This is a genomic window from Caballeronia sp. GAWG2-1, from assembly GCF_023631405.1.
Lineage (GTDB): Bacteria > Pseudomonadota > Gammaproteobacteria > Burkholderiales > Burkholderiaceae > Caballeronia.
Genome location: NZ_JALQDD010000045.1, coordinates 173,473 through 190,513 on the forward strand (window position 1 = coordinate 173,473; position 17,041 = coordinate 190,513).

The following is a 17,041-nucleotide window of genomic DNA, read 5'->3' on the forward strand; positions in this document are numbered from 1 at the left end:
CTCAGTTGGACTCCTGCAAAGCGGTTTCGATGGCAGAAGCAAGCTCAGGCAGCGAGGTGACTCGAGTGCCCGCCGAGCGTTGATGAGGGGCGAAAAAACTCACTTCAACAAGTCTGGCACGCGTGTCGATGCCAAGCTCCTCGGGTGTGCTCACGTGGATTGGCTTTTTCTTCGCCTTGATGATGTCTGGAAGGGAGGCATGACGCGGGTCATTCAGTCTCAGGTCAACCGTAACGACCGCTGGCAATCCTGATTCAAGCGTCTGAACTCCGGCATCGGTTTCCCTCTGCACCGAAAGGTTGCTCGCCTGTAGCTGCATGGCGGACACCGCACAAAGCTGCGGCCATCCAAGGAGCCCTGCAAGCATTTGTCCGGTCTGATGGCAGTCGCTATCAATAGCCTGCTTTCCGAGCAAGACCAGATGTGGCTGTTCCTGCTCCGCAATGGCCTTTAGGAGCTTCGCCACCGCGAGAGGTTCGAGCCGTGCATCTGTTTTAAGATGAATGCCCCGGTCTGCGCCCATTGCAAGCGCAACACGCACAGTCTCAGCAGCTTTGTCCGGCCCTATCGTAACGGCAACCACCTCAGTTGCTCGCCCTTGCTCTCTCATCCTAACCGCTTGCTCAACGGCAACTTCGTCGAACGGATTGATTGCCATCTTTGCGTTGGCAATATCGACGCCGCTGCCGTCGCTCTTGACGCGCACATGGACATTTGCGTCGACGACTCGCTTCACTGCAACCAAGACCTTCATATGTCGCTCCTTTTCATCTTTCGACTTACCCGACAGCCGTGCTATGTCAGCATTTGATTCGTTGATTGGTCGGGTCATAGAAAGACGTCAGGCTTGCGGTGGCTGGCACGCGCTCCCAAGCGACTTCAATCTCGAACTTCTGAGAATCAAGCCACTCTTTTGTAACGCCATCCGCAAAAGTAATGTAGCCCATGCCTAGTGATGCGTTGAGGCGGTGTCCATACATGCCGGAGGAAATCGAACCGACTATTTGATTGCCACTCCAGATGGGTTCTTCGTGATATAGAAGTTTGGACTTGTCCGCCATTCGGAACTGGACCATGCGCCGCTTGAGCGGAGAGACTGGCTTACCTTCAAGCGCCTCCTGGCCGATGAAGCCGCCAGCCTTGTTCCATGCGATGCAAAACCCTAGTCCGGCATCGAGCGGGTTGTCGTCGATGGTAAGGTCATGTCCCCAGTGACGATATCCCTTCTCCATTCGACAGCTATTGAGCGCATGGTATCCCGCGTGTGTAAGGTCGTATTTCGCGCCAGCTGCCAGCAGTCGGTCGTACACGTGTGCTGCAAACTCCGTTGGTATGTAAAGTTCCCAGCCTAGTTCGCCAACGAAGGTAATACGACTAGCGCGGACGCGAGCGTAGCCAAGTTGAATGTCCCGTGAGGTGGCGAACGGAAATGACGCGTTCGACAAATCTTCACCACTAACTTCCTGAAGCAGCGCTCGTGCGTTCGGTCCCATGACGCTCAGCACAACCATGCTCGAAGTTACATCGGTGGCGATGCATCGAGCAGTCTCAGGGATGTGCTCGACGAGCCAGGAGAAGTCCCTGATTTGAGTGGCGCCCGCGGTTACCACGAAAAAAGAGGTATCACCGGTGCGCGTGATAGTAAGGTCGGCCTCGATGCCCCCACGCTCGTTCAGCCATTGGGTATAGACCATCTTCCCAACAGGCACATCCACGTCCGACACCGAAATGCGGTTGAGCACAGAGCACGCGTCCGGACCTAGCACCAAAAATTTGGCAAACGACGTCTGGTCAAAGAGGCCTACGGAGTCCCGCACAGCCCTGCATTCCGACGCCGAATTTTCGAACCAGTTTTGAGTCCCCCAGGAGTATTCGTACTTTGCGTTCGTAGCGGGCGAAGCAAACCAGTTCGCGCGCTCCCAACCACTGACTTCACCCATCACCGCGCCTGCTGCAAGCAGGCGCTCATGCAACGGCGACCGACGCACACCGCGCGCAGTTTCGAACTGGCGAAAGGGCCAGTGCATGGCGTAGAGCAACCCAAGCGTTTCAGTTGTCCGGTCGTGCAAGTACTGACGGGTACCTTGGAACGGATGCATTCGGCGAACATCGACGTCCGACAGGTCCATTGGCGGTTTGCGGTCGTAAATCCACTGCGCAAGCGCCTTGCCCGCGCCGCCAGAGCTCTGGATGCCGATGGAGTTGAAGCCGCAGGCGACAAACAGGTCCTTCACTTCTGCTGTTTCGCCAAGCAAGTACCGGTCATCTGGCGTAAAGCTCTCTGGGCCGTTAAAGAAGGTCTGTATGCCGGTCGTCTCCAGCACCGGGACTCGATTCATGGCGCTGGACAGAATGGGCTCAAAGTGGTCAAAGTCGTCCGGTAGTGCATCAAAGCAAAAGTCCTCCGGAATACCTTGCATGCCCCACGGCTTCGCGACGGGCTCAAAGGCACCGAGAAGAATTTTTCCCGCGTCTTCCTTGTAGTAAGAGCATTCATCTGGGACGCGGAGCACTGGCAACTTGGAAGGCAGCCCGCTCACCGCTTCCGTGACGATGTAAAAATGTTCGGCGGCATGCAGAGGAATCGAGACGCCAATTTCCGCCGCAAGTTCGCGCGACCACATGCCCGCAGCTAGCACGACTGTATTCGCTTTGATGACGCCCTGCTCGGTCTGAACACCAACAGCTCTGCCGTTCTCAACAAGCAGTCGTTCAACTTTGAGATTCTCAACAATTTTGGCGCCGCGGCTGCGTGCTCCTTTCGCGAACGCTTGGGTAATGTCGGTTGGGTTGGCCTGCCCGTCTTTTGGCAGGAATACACCACCTTCAACACCATCCAGACTGAGCATGGGCCACATTGCCCGAATTTCGGCGGGGGTGATGACCTCAACCTCTAACCCAAAATTCTTAGCCATCGAGGCACCTCGCTTCAACTCCTCGAAGCGACCTGCGTTCAATGCCACACTAATCGACCCGTTCTGCTTGAATCCCGTCGCTTGACCCGTTTCTCGCTCGAGCTGATAGAGCAATTCGGAGGTGTATTTGGCCAGCTCCGTCATTTGCCGTGAGCTGCGAAGTTGACCAATGAGTCCCGCAGCGTGCCACGTGGTCCCGCACGTAAGTTGACGGCGTTCAAGCAACACTACGTCCGAAATGCCAAGTTTGGTGAGGTGGTAGGCAATCGAACATCCAACAATACCGCCACCAACGATAACAACCTCCGCTCTCGCAGGAATGCTGTCGGACATGTCGTGCATCCTCTCGTATTCACGTATAGATGGCCTGTCCGCGAAGTCGCAAAGCGCTCGAAGGCACTTCAGCGGCAGGTGATGGGCGCGACCCACGCGGTTTCCACGGGGTTTCGACTCGTTCAATCCAATATACGGAGCAGAAAAAATTTTCGCAAGAAAATTTTTGCGGGGAGAATATTTATATGGAAGAATGCATCGTCAGCAACAAACGCACCGAAAATCTCAGAGGAAACCATGAGTCCGACCGCATGTGAGGCACAGTCGTCAACGTATGTTTTGAAGGTGTCGTGTGCTGGGACGCGTGGCATCGTCGCCGCCATTGGAAACTTTTTGGCAGACCGCGGTTGTTACATCGTGGAGATGGCTCAGTACGATGACGAGGAGCAGGGACGTTACTTCTCACGGGTGCTTTTTCGAGCCGACACTCGACCGGCTCCGTCCTTAACCGACATGCGCGAGGCTTTTCGTGCCACGGCGACGCGCTTCGACATGGAATGGGAGATGCGCTCGACGCAGGAAAAGCTTCGCGTGCTCATCATGGTGTCGAAGTACGACCATTGCCTAGACGACCTTCTCTATAGGGTCCGGACTGGCGAGTTGCCTATGACTGTGGCCGCAATCGTTTCGAATCACGACGCGTTGCAATCGGTGGCGCAGCGACACGACATCCCTTACCACGTCCTCCCTGTGCGGCCGGAGACCAAGGCAGAACAGGAGGGAAAACTCCTCGAAATTGTCGAATCGACGCGCAGCGAACTTGTGGTTCTTGCTCGGTATATGCAGGTTCTGTCAGATGAGGTCTGTCGGAAACTCTCCGGACGAGCCATCAATATCCACCACTCGTTCTTACCCGGCTTTAAAGGAGCGAAACCGTACCACCAGGCTTTCGACCGAGGGGTGAAGCTCATTGGAGCAACCGCGCACTACGTGACAGGCGACCTCGATGAAGGGCCAATTATCGAGCAATCGGTGCAGCAAGTTGATCATACATATGGTCCGGAGAGACTGGTCGCAGCAGGCCGTGATTCCGAAAAGCTGGCGTTGGCTAATGCTGTGCGGTTCCACATCGAGAGTCGCGTGTTCCTGAATGGCAACAAGACCGTCGTGTTTCGGTGATTCTACGTCTCCAAGGAACCGGAAATGAAATGCATCGTGCTCGACGGCAAAGCTCTTGCCGCTCAGATTGCTTCAGACCTCGCTTCGCAAGTAGCGTCTTTGACAAACATGAGCAACGGGCGAGTTCCCACGCTCGCGACGATATTGGTCGGGAACGACCCGGCTTCGGCGACATATGTTCGAATGAAGCTTAACGCCTGCGCTGCAATCGGTATGGACTCACGGGCGATAGTGCTATCGTCCGATACCACAACGGTAGAACTCCTCGAGGCAATCGACGCACTCAATGGAGATGAGACGGTCGACGGGATTTTGCTGCAGCATCCGGTGCCAGACCCAATTGACGAAAGAGCTTGCTTTGACCGCATCGACATCCGAAAAGATGTCGACGGCGTCACATCCGCGGGCTTTGGAAAGATGGCATTGGGTATGAATGCCTTCGGGGCAGCAACGCCTGCCGGAATCATGCGGCTACTGGGCCACTACGGCATAAGCCTGCGAGGGAAACATGCCGTCGTACTCGGTAGAAGCCCCATCCTCGGCAAACCCATGGCGGCGATGCTGACGAACGCAGATGCGACGGTCACCTTGTGCCACTCGCATACACCAGATTTGGGACATGAAGTGCGTCGGGCCGACATCATCGTTGCGGCTGTTGGACGTCCGCATTTCGTCAAAGCGAATTGGATAAAGGATGGTGCTGTTGTGGTTGATGCCGGCTATCACCCAGGAGGCATTGGTGATGTTGAGCCAGATGGGCTTTTGTCCCGCTGCGCGGCAGTTACGCCGGTTCCAGGCGGTGTCGGCCCCATGACAATTTCTACTCTCATCTCTCAGACACTGGAAGCGGCAACCAGAGCGAACTCGAAGTAATCTCGGTATGAGCCGCAGCGTAAGGAGAAGTCTTGCAAAACTCCGAGAGCAAGGATGGCCAGAGGCTCGCCGTAGTGCGGTTCGTAGACGCAATCGCCGTACGGCTTGAAGGCTATGCGGAGGGCGCAGTTGATGGTTGGCACACTGCTGAGGAAATGGTGAACCAGCTTCGGTGCGAAGATTTATGTTACTCGCAGCCGACAATAACCTCAGGTCTTCATCCGCCCATGAAGGACCATTTTGCGGAAGCGATGTATGCATCTACATTGAATGTGGCAACTAGTTTGATTGGCTTGGCCGTACTGCCGCTCTGCGAAAGATTAAGCTGGTGGCGCCGAAGCGGCATCGCTCCATGCTCAAGATTATTCAACGCGCACGCCAATGCGCTTGTGATTGGCCCTGGCGGTCTAGCGACACTTCCGCAGCTACGCGTCGGGATGACTATCTTGGCTCCGCACGCGCGCTATCCAAGCCATCGTCATCCTTCGAGAGAATTGTACATCGTCATGTCAGAAGGAGAATGGCGGTGCGGTGACTCGGCGTGGTGGTCCCCAGGTATGGGTGGCGTGAGCTATACGCCATCGAACGCAATGCATTCCATGCGAGCGCTCCATGGTCCGCTCTTAGCGATATGGTGCGCTCTCGATAGCTAGGAGGCGCCTTTTGCAACAAGGATGTACCGTGGCTACGGCCAACGCTCGATGAGCAGAGCGCGACTTGTATTTTTTCAACACTCGTTCGACAAGGTCGCTTCAAAGGCCACCGAGCAACAGCTGCTGAGTTAGGGACCGTCTGCATAATTCGTTTCAGAAGCTTGCGACAGGCGTGACATGGACTCGACGGAAACATTCTGCATTGAGCCTGATCCCCTCATCACCGCGCACGAGCTGTCGATCCAGGCCGGTCGAGAAGTCGATGGGATGACTCGCGGCGAGTGAACAAAGGTCAAGTTGATTGTGTGTGGCCTCGCTACGATTTGTGCAGCGTTTTTCGCATCATCCAGAGATTGCCCAACGCAAATAACGTAGTGATTTGAGCGGTGTTCTTCGCCAGCCCGCGGTATCTCGTCTTCACGTAGCCAAATTGTCGCTTAAGGATGCGGAAAGGGTGCTCGACCTTCGCCCGAATGCCGGCCTTCAGTCGTTCAATCTCGGCGTATATCGCATCGACAGGGTCATTCAGGTTCAGCTTCCTTCGCTTGCTGGGCCGCATCGCGACGTGCCATCGAGTCGAGCCCGCTTGCTCACGTTTTTCGATGCCTTGGTAACCGGCGTCGGCATAAACATTTGTCTCCTCTCCGTGCAACAATGCATGTGCCATGTTGATGTCGTGCACGTTGGCTGCGGTGCCGATGACCGTATGAACCAAGCCTGACTCTGCGTCCACGCCCACGTGCGCTTTCATGCCGAAATACCAGTTGCGGCCTTTCTGGGTCGACTGCATCTCGGGATCGCGTGTGCCCGAGCCGTTCTTGGTCGAACTGGGCGCCGCAATCAACGTGGCGTTAACAGCCGATCCCGCCTTGAGCATTAATCCCTTGTCGCTCAATATCTCATTGACCACCACCAGGATTTGCGCAGCGATTCCATGAGCTTCAAGCAGGTGCCTAAACCGCAGGATGGTCGTTTCATCCGGGAGACGGGTCATTGCACCGTCGAGACCCGCGAATTCACGATACAGCGGCACGTCATAGAGGGCCTCTTCCATCGCTGGATCCGACAGACTGAACCATTGCTGGATGAAGTGAATGTGCAACATCGTCGCAACCGGAAATGGCGGACGGCCAGTCTTCCCTTTTGGATAATGCGGCTCGATCAACTCAATCAGCCGCGTCCACGGCACCACTCGTTTCATCTCCTCCAAAAACTCCCGCTTGCGCGTGCGCCTGGTTGACAGGTTCAAGCCGAGATGAAGTTGCGTCATTGATGTCCCCAGGTTGCCGTCAATATAGTAGCATTCCTAATGGACATTAGACGCGGGAGTTACGCAGAGTTTCCTTAGGAGATGCGGGCATAGCGCAAGCGCGAGAAGCTGATGTCACAGCGAATAGCAATCTCTCTGCGCATCATTGCAGGCGCTTATGAGGCCGGTGGGGCTTGGGCTGCGGTCTGTCTTTTCCGCCTTGTATGATTCCCGCTAACCGAGGAGGAGGCTTTGGTATGCTCCAACTCCGCGCGGAGCGCAGAGCTGGTCAAAGCAGATGATGTTGACGCGCGTTAGGCGAGATAAGTCTCGACCAAGCGGCTCCAGAACGCCGCGCCGACGCTTAGGTTTTCGTCGTTGAAGTCGTAGTTCGGGTTATGAAGCCCGCGGCCGCCGGACGCAGGTCCGTTGCCAATGCGAATGAGTGCGCCTGGCACTCTGCCCAACATGTACGCAAAGTCCTCACTGCCCATCAACTGAGGCATGTTGTTCACTACGTTCTCATCTCCGACAAGTTCGCGTGCAACCGACATGGCCAGTTGGGTTGGGCCCGGTGCATTCTTGACCACGGGGTAGCCGGGCACGTAGTCAATTTTGATATGGATCAGCGGAGATCAGCGTAGCATGGTGCGCCTCGTGACGAACTCCTGCCGAGCCGATCAATCGCCTTACTCTGACGGGCGTCGCTGGTGGACCGCTTACGAGTCAATTTCAACCGTAGCGTCGTAGGCGTCTGCCGTGGACCGACATATCTTCTCAATGCGCTGCTGTAGCAGGGCGCGCACGCCCGGGTCGAAGGAACGAACGGAGATGCCAATCTCGCCTTCGGCCGGAATCACGTTCAACGCATCCACGACTCGCAGACGCCCAACGGTGACGACAGCCGTGTCATTCGCCGCTACGTTCCGGGAGACGATGCTTTGCAGGGCCATCACTATTGCGGCGGACACAACCACTGTGTCGACTGTTTGATGTGGTCGTGCAGCGTGACCTCCCACTCCGAGCACTTTGAGAAGGACGCGGTCACCTGCCGCCATGAAGGCACCCTCTCGGCTCAGGAGCTGTCCTTGCGGCGCTCCTGGATGATTGTGGAAGGCAAAGACCATGTCGCAAGGGAACTGGTCGAACAGTCCCTCTTCGACCATGGCTTTCGCCCCGCTGTCGTATCCCGTTTCCTCGGCGGGCTGGAAAACCAGCGTGAGCTTGCCTGAGAACGACTTCGTTATGCTCAAGTGCTTCGCCGCACCGAGCAACATCGTCATGTGGCCGTCGTGACCACACGCGTGCATGCATCCTTCGTGCTTGCTCGCCCATGGTAAGCCCGAGGTTTCATGAATGGGAAGCGCGTCCATATCTGCCCGAAGGCCCAGCCGCTTTGCGCCGGTACCCACCTGCATTGTCGCCACGACTCCAGTGCCACCGAGCCCACGATGTACTTCATAGCCCCACTCGGTGAGTCGTTCAGCAACGAAGTCCGATGTAGCGTGCTCCTTGAAAGAAAGCTCGGGATTCGAATGCAGATGACGGCGGATTTCTCGCAGCTCATCATCCAGTGGTTGCAGTGAGTCGACGGTAGTCCGCTCTGTAACGTGTGTCATTAGATTGCCATCCCTTCAGATTTGGAGAAGTGGTATGAACCGGAGGCGCACTGATTTCCAGGCTCTCGACGTCGCGGCGTGGCCCGGCGTCGCCTATACCGAATTTGGCGACGAAGAGCGTCGCGCTTTCCAGCGTCGCGTGAGCTGGCGACAGGCGTGAACAGAAGACAGCTCTATCGCTTGCTTGACAGGGGATTGGCGCAGCAATGCCGTCGAGCGTTATGCGCGAGGAGAGTCCATCGGGGAGATCGGAGGCGCATCATGTCAGTTGACGTTCCGAGACCGATCGATCCATCGCTGCATCCGCTTGCTACCGGCAACTACCGCATCGCGACTCCGGCGATCCAGGCCTTCTATGATCTGGTGATCCGGTGTCTGCACTACAGGATCATGGGCGCGCTGATTTACGGACCGTCCCGCATCGGCAAGACGCGGGCGATCGAGTACGTAAGGCTGCTGCTGGCGCGCAACTATCCGAAGATGACCAGCTGCCACGCACAGTGTGAGCATAAACCCCGGCACGCCGAAGGCCCCTTCTTTGCGAACCTGCTTGAGGCCGTCGGAGACCCGGACCCCAACGCGGGTTCGAACCCATCGAAACGAATGCGACTCTCGTTAAGAATACGCGAGGCGGCCGCCCGCGCGGGCAGCGGAACCGTACTGCTTTTTTGCGACGAGGCGCAACGCTACAACGAGAACGAATATGAGTGGCTGCGCGACGTCCACGATGCACTGGATCGTCAGCAAGATCAAGCTTTTCACGTTACTGGTTGGTCAGCAGGAGCTTCTCGCACATCTTTTGGAAGTTCGCCAGGGCGAATTCGGCGGCGGCTCACATCACGGCGCGCTTGCTCGGCCCTGAGATCGATCCGTATGAGGGCGTCGCGCCGCGGGCCGACTGTCGATGTCCGCCGGCTTCGCCCTGCATTCGATCTTCCACGCAAGACGTTTCATGGATCACTGATACAGATTTCGGAGCGAAGCCGTTGCAGCGATCGCCTTCGCCGGTGCCGCCGGTGTATGGGGCGCGGTTACCACAGCGTCATCCACCACCACCGGCCCATGACGCGTAAGGAGCGCATTGCAATTTGCGGGAAGTTCTACAGGCTGCACTTTGGGTAGAGCATGCTTCGTGTGCAGTGCGGATCGCCTCGCCGGTGCTTTCCAGCGAGCCGCCCGGTTGCTTGCCTACCGCTTGATATTGCGTGCGGCAAACGCCTGATCGAACTGCCGGGCGCGCTGCACTTCATCGCTGTGCAGATAGGTCGACGTCGTCGAGATCGACGCATGGCGCAGATTGTCGCGCACCATGATCAGCTCGGCACCCTGGGCCAGCGCGTGTGACGCGTGCGTGTGCTGCATCCAGTGCGGGCTCGCGCGGCGCAGCTTCTCAGCCGTCGCGGGCCACTCGTCCTGGATCGCATCGGAGGCCAACACAAAGAACCGTCTCAGTACGCGCCAGAGTCGCGTGCTTTCGATGCCTGTGCCGTTCCCCTCGAGACTCGCAACAAGCGGCGTAGCTGGGTTCCAGCGAGTGGGCGTGACCGGCAGGCCGCGCTGCACAAGGTGCTGGTCGAGTGCCGTTCGCGCGAGTGGCGGCAACGCCACCTTACCGCGCTTGCCGCCCTTGCCGAGCACGTAAAGCCAGTGATCGCCGTGTTCGTCCCGGCGGACGTTGGCGAGCGTCGCGTCCACCAGCTCGCTGGCGCGTAAGCCGGTTGCGTAGGCGCAGTCTAAGAGGAACCGCAGCCGCTGAGCGGCTGGCACGCTCCAGCCATAGGACCATTCCAGGCCGTCGGCAAGGGTGCGGATCAACAGCCACTCGCCCTCGGAGAAGCCGCGCGACACGTCCAGTCCTGCGCGTGGCGCGTGGCTCTTAACCTTCACGCCGGCGAACGGATTCGCGAGCACGTAGCGCTGCTCGACCAGCCAGCGGAACAGCGCCGACAGGACATTTAGCGCGTACGCCGCCGATCGAGGCGAGAGCGCACCTATGAAGGGTCGCCACTCCACACTGTGCCGTGGCCGCGACGGTCCGACCCAACGCTCGCGCGGCGTGGGCCGGCGCAGGAATGCGCGATACGCGATCGCGTCATCTGTGGTGAGGGACGACAGCGCGCGGCCGCGCTCGATGATGGCCCACAGGATCAGACGTTCCGTTTCCTTGTGGTAAGCGCGCTGCGTGGCGGCCGATTCATGAAGCGACAGCCAGGATTGAATCGCCTCGTAATCGTTGGACGCATTCAGCAGGCAGGCGGCCTGCGGGGCGCGGAACTGTCCATGCGAGCCGTCGACTTCGTGCGGCACGCGCAACTGCTCCCACGGCACGACGTCCCCGGCCGGCGCCGCATCGATCAGCGCTCGGGCCCGTTCGGTCAGTGCCGGATGGGCGGCAAAAAACGCCTCCACGCGACGCGCGCCAGCGACGCCGAGTCCGTCGATCGAGATCCACCAGCGGCGCCGGCGCGGAATCCGCACGGTCAGATCGGCCAGCGTCCGAATGCCATGCGCCTGCAGGGCGGCCACCACCCGTGGCGGCAGCCACTGATCGATGGCGTCGGCGATGTGCAGCTCCGGTGCCGGCAGGTTGCGCAACGTCTCGATCGCGCGCGCAACCGTGTCGGCCGACGCGGCGCACCGCTCAACGAATGCCTCGACCAGGTCGACCCGATGGCGGCTTGCCGCGTATGTGGCCAGCGCACGCCGGATGCGCCCGAGCACGCCACGCGCAGACGTTCCCGGCACCTTGCGGTCGCCCAGATAGCGCGCGACGGCCGCGCGAGCGTCGAGCCCGGCGTACCAGGCGCGCAGCGCGGCCAGTTCGGCGTCGTCAGGAAAGGTGACGGGTCCGGTCTCACGCGTTTTCATGCACGCCAGTTTAGAGCGAAATCGGTGGCGGACTGATAAGGTTATTTATCAGGCTAGCCGCAATTCGCAAGACGGGTGGTTGCCACTTAACGGAGCCGGCGTCTTATCCAGGCGACCGCGTGGAGCGCTTAGCGGGCGGCGGCAGACGATCGTCCCCACTTCGGCCAAACTACTTGCTCCAAACCGGTTAGCGAATTTCATTCGCGGACTCCAATGCCAGTAAGCGGCCGTTGGTCACCACACCCAACCGGCCACAAACGGTCGTCGAAGCGAGCTGTCGAAATGACATTCGAACGTCTGCTGTGTTCCGTCAACGGTCCTAGCGCAGCGCTCATATCTTGGGTCGAGGTTTATGCCGTAAGTTTCTGGCCGAATGTGGCGATCGCCGCGATCCGACTGACGCGTATTACGAATGCGGTTTCGCTGAGAAGAAACAAGAAGGCCGCTTAGCGAAGTCGAGCACGGGAGCTAGCATGTTGAAGGTTGGTCCCTTTCGTACACCGGCGGCATTGGCAGCATGCCAATTCCTGCGCGAAGTTTTCTCGGTAACTCTGGTCGCGTGCGTCCGATGCGTGACACTCAGCCTCAATGCGCTGCTTCGACCGTCAGATGCAAGACCTCATGAACCGGGCGGAGACGATCTCGAATGGTCTGAACCGAAACATCACTGCGGGTGCGGACGCTCACGATTGCGGCCCGGGCCTCAGGTCCGATTTGCCAAACGTGTAGATCGGCAATCTCTGTATCGCGATAGGAGGACAAGATTTCTCGGATCTCGTCGGCTACATGTTCATCCGTCTTGTCAAGCAGCACAGCAGCCGTATCACGCATGAGCGTCCACGCCCATCGCGCGATGACGATGGACCCGACGATGCCCATCACGGGATCAAGCCAGACCCATCCGAGATAGCGTCCCGCGAGTAGCGCCGCGATTGCAAGTATCGACGTCAGGGCATCTGCGAGCACATGCACATATGCCGACCTGAGATTGTTGTCAGCACTATGGCCGTGTCCGTGATGGTCATGACCACGATGAGGGTGGTCGTGATGATGATGGCCGCCGCCATTGGAGAGCATGAACGCGCTGACGATATTAACCAGCAGCCCCACAGCAGCAATGACCGTTGCTTGGCCAAACTCAACGTTCGTAGGGCGGATGAGTCGCAATGCCGACTCGATTGCGATTCCCAGCGACACAAGCGCGAGAATCAGGGCAGAGGCGAAACCAGCGAGCTCACCGACCTTGCCCGTCCCAAAGCTATAGGCTCGATTGGCTGTGTTCCGTTTGGCGTAGCCGTAAGCGAGAACCGCGATGCCCAGTGCGCCCGCGTGGGTGGCCATATGAAAGCCGTCGGCGAGCAACGCCATTGAGCCGGTCACATATCCAGCGACAATCTCGCCGACCATCATGATGAAAGTCAGAGCGACCACCGACCTTGTGCGACGCGCATTCTCGTCGTGTGAGCTTCCAAGGAAGGAGTGCTCGTGCGTCAAACTGCTTTTCGAATCGTTCATTTTGTGTATCGCCGAATGGCCTCAAGAAGCGCATCCACGCCTTTTTCACGCTCCTTTGCGCTCAAATCTGGATGTGCGACGTGCTCGCGAGCGTGAGCCTCAATAATTTCGTCGAGCAATCCGTTCATCGCACCGCGCGTCGCGGCGACCAAATGTAGGACCTTTTCGCAGTCGGCTTCGGCCTCGAGCGAGCGCTCTATGGCTTGCACCTGACCCCCGATACGACGGACCCGCTTGAGGAGTTCGTCTTTACTTTGTGATAGATGAGACATACCCATACCCCCTATGGGTATACATGATATCACGCGTCTTTCTTTTCGGCCGATGGCCGCTTCTGTTATCGACCAAAAGAACATGGCGACGAGACTAACTTTCGTCGCCATGTTCTGGGCCAATTCCTGTTACGGCGCTCAGGTTTCAATCAGATTTAGAAACTGGCGCACCCGGGAGCTTGTTCCACTGAAGAACTCTTGGGGCGGAGCGTTTTCGACGACAACTCCGCCGTCCATAAAGACCACCCGGTCGGCTACATCTCGCGCGAATCGCACCTCGTGCGTGACAATCAACATGGTCATTCCACGCTTCGCCAAATCCCGCATGACTACGAGGACGTCTTCCCGAAGGGCGGGGTCCAGCGCCGAAGTTGGCTCGTCAAAGAGAATGACCTCAGGCTCCATCGCCAGTGCACGGGCTATCGCGACGCGCTGCTTTTGCCCGCCGGATAGGCGCCCCGGGTACTCATTTGATTTTGCCGCGAGGCCAACTTGGTCCAGCAACCGCGTGGCTCGTTCGGTGGCCTCCGCTCGCGCCACACCTTTCACGCTGATAGGGCCTTCCATGACGTTCTGCAACGCTGTCATGTGGGGGAAAAGGTTGAACGATTGAAACACCATGGCGGAGCGTTGGCGAATTTCTCGAATCCTCTTCTGCGTTTCTCGACTCGGCCGTTGCAAACCAGAACACTCGACTTCGATGCCGCAGACAGAGACCGTGCCGTCGTCCGGTGTTTCGAGGAAATTTAGCGACCGCAGCAAGGTCGTCTTCCCTGAGCCTGACGGACCCATGATGACCACAACCTCACCCTTGGACACGTCGAAGTCGACACCGCGCAATACCTGGTTTTGGCCGAATTGCTTCGACAGGCCCTTTACCCCGATGGTTTTGATGTTCAGATTCATACGAACCGCCTTGATACCCGACTTTCGAGAATCGTTTGAGCGATAGTCAGCAGTTGATTGATGACCCAGTAGATGAGCCCGACCATCAAGAACATCTCCATATATCGAAATGTCGACGCACCCACTTGGTCCGCAACGCGGGTCAGTTCGACGACCGTGATGGTGGAGGCCAAGGACGTATCTTTAATCAGCGCAATCATCCGGCTCCCCACAGGTGGAATCGCGATGCGCAGCCCCTGCGGCAAAATGATTCGCGACATCGCCTTCCAATACCCCATTCCCATAGACATCGCTGCTTCCCATTGGCCTTTATCAACTGCGTTGATACCAGACCGGAAGTTCTCGCTGAGGTACGCTGCGGAGAATAGCGTCAATGCGAGAAGGGCCGCAGGGACGGGGTCCAAGGTAATGCCGTACCGCGGTAGACCGAAGTAGATGAGAAGAATCTGCACAAGCAACGGCGTGCCGCGAAATATCGACACATAGGCGAACGCGAAACCACGTAGAGATTTGACGCTCGAGACCCGGCACAACGCAACCAGTAACCCGAGCGTTGAGCCCAGTACGAAGGACGACAATCCAAGGAAGATTGTCATCAGAACCGCACTTTTCAGTAACGGCAGCGAGCGCATGAATAGCTCGAGCATCGCTTACTCCTTCTGCGCCTTGGCCGTGGCGATGGTGCTAACCATGTTGAAGTCAGGACCGACCCACTTTTTCGAGAGCGCTTCGAGCGTACCGTCCGCGACCATGTCAGCAATTGCCTTGTTCACAGCGGCTCGCAATGCTGGCTGTCCTTTCACCATAGCGGGTGCCGAGAGTTGGTAGACGAGCGGCTCACCGACCTCCTTGACGGGCAGGTGGTTCACCTTCGCGTATTTCATCCCACCAAAATGCGAGATGATGACGGCATCGATTCGGCCGCTTCCGAGGTCATTGAAAACCAGACCACCGTTGTCATACGTGCGGATTTCCGAGTCCTTGAGGTGTGCCCGCGCCCAACTTTCGTTGCTTGAGCCTGTGGTCACGCCCACGCGCTTGCCCTTCAAATTCGCTCGCGCTTTGATATCGCTGTTGTCGGAGCGAACGAAGATGCGGAACTCTTCGACGCCGTAAGGGTCGCCGAAATCGACTTGCTTCTCGCGCTCGGGTGTCGGTGTGAGGTCGTTCATGACCAAGTCGTACTTATCCGACTTAAGCCCCTCTACGAAATTCTTGAAGGAGTCCGCCACGAACGTGACGTTAGGAACGCCGATGCGTTTGGCTATTTCTTTTGCAACTGCAACGTCGTAACCAGCCGGCTTGTTGCTCTCATCCAGCATGCTCCAAGGCGGGCTGCTTTGCGTGTTAGCGACGCGCAAAGTCTTTTTGGCCTTCGCTTGGGCGAGCAAGTCCTCTGCGTGCACCGAGGTAGCCGTACCGCATAAAAGGCCGACCGCTGCCACGACCGTCCCAAGTGCGTGTTTCCAAGTTGACTTCGTGTACATATTATTTTCACCGAAGGAAATGCAGGTTCGATAGACAGCGATCGTTCACGCCCTAGCGTTTCTCACCCGGCGAAACGCGTCGAGGGCGCCTTTGAGGTCGTCAAGCAGCAGATTCGTGTCTTCCAAACCAATGGACAGCCTGATGATAGGACGGTCAGTGAGCGGGAATGGGCGATTGGCCTGAAGGGGCGCCGGGTAGTAGGCAGCGAGACTGTGCACGCCGCCCCAGCTTGCGCCGATGGCGAAGTGCTTCAGGGAATCGAAGAACGCGGTGAAGGCATCCTCGCCGGCCTCTTGCAGAATCAATGAGAAAAGGCATCCGCTACCTGAGAAGTCGCGCTTCCAGATGGCATATCCAGCATCTGACGGCAGCGCGGGGAAGAGCACCTGTGCCACGTCCGGGGACTGTTCGAGCGCCTGAGCTATCTTCAACGTGGATGTGCTCTGCGCCTCGAACCTGACCTTCAACGTTTCAAGGCCACGCATGACCAGGAAGCAGTCGTCGGGGCTGGTCTGTTGTCCGAGGATGCTTTGAGTCTCACGCAGAACAGCGTAGTACTCGGCGTTATTCATGCTGATGCAGCCTGCGAGCAGGTCGGAATGGCCGCCGAAAAATTTGGTCGCCGCTTCGATGCAGAAATCGACACCGTGTTCGAGCGGCTTGAACGCAAGAGGGCTGGCCCACGTGTTGTCCATCATGGTCATGACGCCGTGTCGCTTGGCGACCTCGACGACAGCGGGAATGTCTGGCACTTCCATCGTCACCGTTCCCGGAGACTCCATGCAAATCATGCGGGTGTTGGGTTTCGCGTATTTTTCGATATCGGCGCCGATCGACGGTGGATACAGCTCGACTTCGACGTTGAAGTGAGCCAACCATTTCTGTGCGAAAGTTTTCAGCGCGCCATAGCAGGCTGCGGAGACGAGCAAATGGTCGCCGCCACGCACGAAGCCCATCACCGTGGTCATCAAAGCGGATTGACCGGACGGGGTCACGATGCAGTGTGCCCCGCCTTCAAGTTCGGCGATTCGATGTTCCAGCTCGCGTGCAGTCGGAGTGCCAGTGATGCCGTAGCTGTAGCCATCCGGCTGACGCTCCTTGCGGCGCGCAAAATCAGCAAGCGAATCAAATACGACTGTCGACGCTCGCATAACGGCTGGGGAAAGGCTGCGGAACGGCTGGGAGGCGTTGCTGGTAGTGCTTTTCATCGTTCTCTCAATCGATTATCAAG

General features: G+C 57.9%; 14 protein-coding genes and 2 pseudogenes. 4 read left to right on the plus strand and 12 right to left on the minus strand.

Annotation, left to right across the window (positions count from 1 at the left end; all coding sequences use genetic code 11):
- Position 1 precedes the first annotated feature (1 nt).
- Both NCR98_RS32205 and NCR98_RS32210 read right to left on the minus strand, forming a co-directional pair.
- Entirely contained in the window at positions 2 to 754 is a 753-nt protein-coding gene (locus NCR98_RS32205; RefSeq protein WP_250528442.1) for an electron transfer flavoprotein subunit beta/FixA family protein, read from the minus strand.
- A 46-nt stretch (positions 755 to 800) separates the two neighbouring features.
- Entirely contained in the window at positions 801 to 3,248 is a 2,448-nt protein-coding gene (locus tag NCR98_RS32210; RefSeq protein ID WP_250528443.1) for a GcvT family protein, read from the minus strand.
- Between the two features lie 237 nt (positions 3,249 to 3,485).
- Here NCR98_RS32210 and purU point away from each other — a divergent pair, with 237 nt between their 5' ends.
- From purU to NCR98_RS33595, 3 genes are all read left to right on the plus strand, one after another.
- Positions 3,486 to 4,367: a formyltetrahydrofolate deformylase gene (gene purU, locus NCR98_RS32215; protein ID WP_250528444.1), complete on the plus strand. Its 882-nt coding sequence runs from the start codon at positions 3,486 to 3,488 to the stop codon at positions 4,365 to 4,367.
- A 24-nt stretch (positions 4,368 to 4,391) separates the two neighbouring features.
- A complete protein-coding gene (locus NCR98_RS32220; protein WP_250528445.1) occupies positions 4,392 to 5,240 on the plus strand; it encodes a bifunctional 5,10-methylenetetrahydrofolate dehydrogenase/5,10-methenyltetrahydrofolate cyclohydrolase in 849 nt (282 codons plus the stop codon).
- A 227-nt stretch (positions 5,241 to 5,467) separates the two neighbouring features.
- Positions 5,468 to 5,893: a dimethylsulfonioproprionate lyase family protein gene (locus tag NCR98_RS33595; RefSeq protein ID WP_350029550.1), complete on the plus strand. Its 426-nt coding sequence runs from the start codon at positions 5,468 to 5,470 to the stop codon at positions 5,891 to 5,893.
- Between the two features lie 316 nt (positions 5,894 to 6,209).
- Here NCR98_RS33595 and NCR98_RS32225 read toward each other — a convergent pair whose 3' ends face one another.
- From NCR98_RS32225 to NCR98_RS32235, 3 genes and pseudogenes are all read right to left on the minus strand, one after another.
- Complete coding sequence (locus NCR98_RS32225; protein ID WP_250528446.1) at positions 6,210 to 7,163, minus strand: IS5 family transposase; 954 nt, start codon at positions 7,161 to 7,163, stop codon at positions 6,210 to 6,212.
- A gap of 293 nt (positions 7,164 to 7,456) precedes the next feature.
- Positions 7,457 to 7,753 (minus strand): annotated as a pseudogene (locus NCR98_RS32230) (M20/M25/M40 family metallo-hydrolase); the annotation flags it as partial.
- A 108-nt stretch (positions 7,754 to 7,861) separates the two neighbouring features.
- Positions 7,862 to 8,761, minus strand: a complete 900-nt coding sequence (locus tag NCR98_RS32235) for an amidohydrolase (RefSeq protein WP_250528447.1) — start codon at positions 8,759 to 8,761, stop codon at positions 7,862 to 7,864.
- Between the two features lie 261 nt (positions 8,762 to 9,022).
- Here NCR98_RS32235 and NCR98_RS32240 point away from each other — a divergent pair.
- Positions 9,023 to 9,554, plus strand: a pseudogene (locus NCR98_RS32240) (AAA family ATPase); the annotation flags it as partial.
- Between the two features lie 395 nt (positions 9,555 to 9,949).
- Here the strand turns inward: NCR98_RS32240 and NCR98_RS32245 are convergent.
- From NCR98_RS32245 to metC, 7 genes are all read right to left on the minus strand, one after another.
- Positions 9,950 to 11,629: a site-specific integrase gene (locus tag NCR98_RS32245; protein WP_250528448.1), complete on the minus strand. Its 1,680-nt coding sequence runs from the start codon at positions 11,627 to 11,629 to the stop codon at positions 9,950 to 9,952.
- A 585-nt stretch (positions 11,630 to 12,214) separates the two neighbouring features.
- A complete protein-coding gene (gene dmeF, locus NCR98_RS32250) occupies positions 12,215 to 13,144 on the minus strand; it encodes a CDF family Co(II)/Ni(II) efflux transporter DmeF (RefSeq protein ID WP_250528449.1) in 930 nt (309 codons plus the stop codon).
- Entirely contained in the window at positions 13,141 to 13,527 is a 387-nt protein-coding gene (locus NCR98_RS32255) for a metal/formaldehyde-sensitive transcriptional repressor (protein WP_502799829.1), read from the minus strand. Before NCR98_RS32255 ends, dmeF begins: the two co-directional genes overlap by 4 nt.
- A 27-nt stretch (positions 13,528 to 13,554) precedes the next feature.
- On the minus strand, positions 13,555 to 14,322 hold the full coding sequence (locus tag NCR98_RS32260) for an amino acid ABC transporter ATP-binding protein (RefSeq protein ID WP_250528450.1): 768 nt from the start codon (positions 14,320 to 14,322) through the stop codon (positions 13,555 to 13,557).
- Positions 14,319 to 14,969 carry an amino acid ABC transporter permease gene (locus tag NCR98_RS32265; RefSeq protein ID WP_250528451.1) on the minus strand — a complete coding sequence of 217 codons (651 nt, stop codon included), beginning with the start codon at positions 14,967 to 14,969 and terminating at the stop codon, positions 14,319 to 14,321. Before NCR98_RS32265 ends, NCR98_RS32260 begins: the two co-directional genes overlap by 4 nt.
- Before the next feature lie 3 nt (positions 14,970 to 14,972).
- Entirely contained in the window at positions 14,973 to 15,809 is an 837-nt protein-coding gene (locus NCR98_RS32270; protein ID WP_250528452.1) for an ABC transporter substrate-binding protein, read from the minus strand.
- Positions 15,810 to 15,854: 45 nt separating this feature from the next.
- Positions 15,855 to 17,018, minus strand: a complete 1,164-nt coding sequence (gene metC, locus NCR98_RS32275) for a cystathionine beta-lyase (protein ID WP_250528453.1) — start codon at positions 17,016 to 17,018, stop codon at positions 15,855 to 15,857.
- Positions 17,019 to 17,041 lie beyond the last annotated feature (23 nt).

Coding starts and splice junctions, on each gene's coding strand:
- NCR98_RS32260 (WP_250528450.1), bottom strand. CDS start 14,322: ATGAATCTGAACATCAAAACCATCGGGGTAAAGGGCCTGTCGAAGCAA.
- purU (WP_250528444.1), top strand. CDS start 3,486: ATGAGTCCGACCGCATGTGAGGCACAGTCGTCAACGTATGTTTTGAAG.
- metC (WP_250528453.1), bottom strand. CDS start 17,018: ATGAAAAGCACTACCAGCAACGCCTCCCAGCCGTTCCGCAGCCTTTCC.
- NCR98_RS32225 (WP_250528446.1), bottom strand. CDS start 7,163: ATGACGCAACTTCATCTCGGCTTGAACCTGTCAACCAGGCGCACGCGC.
- NCR98_RS32255 (WP_502799829.1), bottom strand. CDS start 13,527: ATGGCGACGAAAGTTAGTCTCGTCGCCATGTTCTTTTGGTCGATAACA.
- dmeF (WP_250528449.1), bottom strand. CDS start 13,144: ATGAACGATTCGAAAAGCAGTTTGACGCACGAGCACTCCTTCCTTGGA.
- NCR98_RS32210 (WP_250528443.1), bottom strand. CDS start 3,248: ATGTCCGACAGCATTCCTGCGAGAGCGGAGGTTGTTATCGTTGGTGGC.
- NCR98_RS32235 (WP_250528447.1), bottom strand. CDS start 8,761: ATGACACACGTTACAGAGCGGACTACCGTCGACTCACTGCAACCACTG.
- NCR98_RS33595 (WP_350029550.1), top strand. CDS start 5,468: ATGAAGGACCATTTTGCGGAAGCGATGTATGCATCTACATTGAATGTG.
- NCR98_RS32220 (WP_250528445.1), top strand. CDS start 4,392: ATGAAATGCATCGTGCTCGACGGCAAAGCTCTTGCCGCTCAGATTGCT.
- NCR98_RS32245 (WP_250528448.1), bottom strand. CDS start 11,629: ATGAAAACGCGTGAGACCGGACCCGTCACCTTTCCTGACGACGCCGAA.
- NCR98_RS32265 (WP_250528451.1), bottom strand. CDS start 14,969: ATGCTCGAGCTATTCATGCGCTCGCTGCCGTTACTGAAAAGTGCGGTT.
- NCR98_RS32205 (WP_250528442.1), bottom strand. CDS start 754: ATGAAGGTCTTGGTTGCAGTGAAGCGAGTCGTCGACGCAAATGTCCAT.
- NCR98_RS32270 (WP_250528452.1), bottom strand. CDS start 15,809: ATGTACACGAAGTCAACTTGGAAACACGCACTTGGGACGGTCGTGGCA.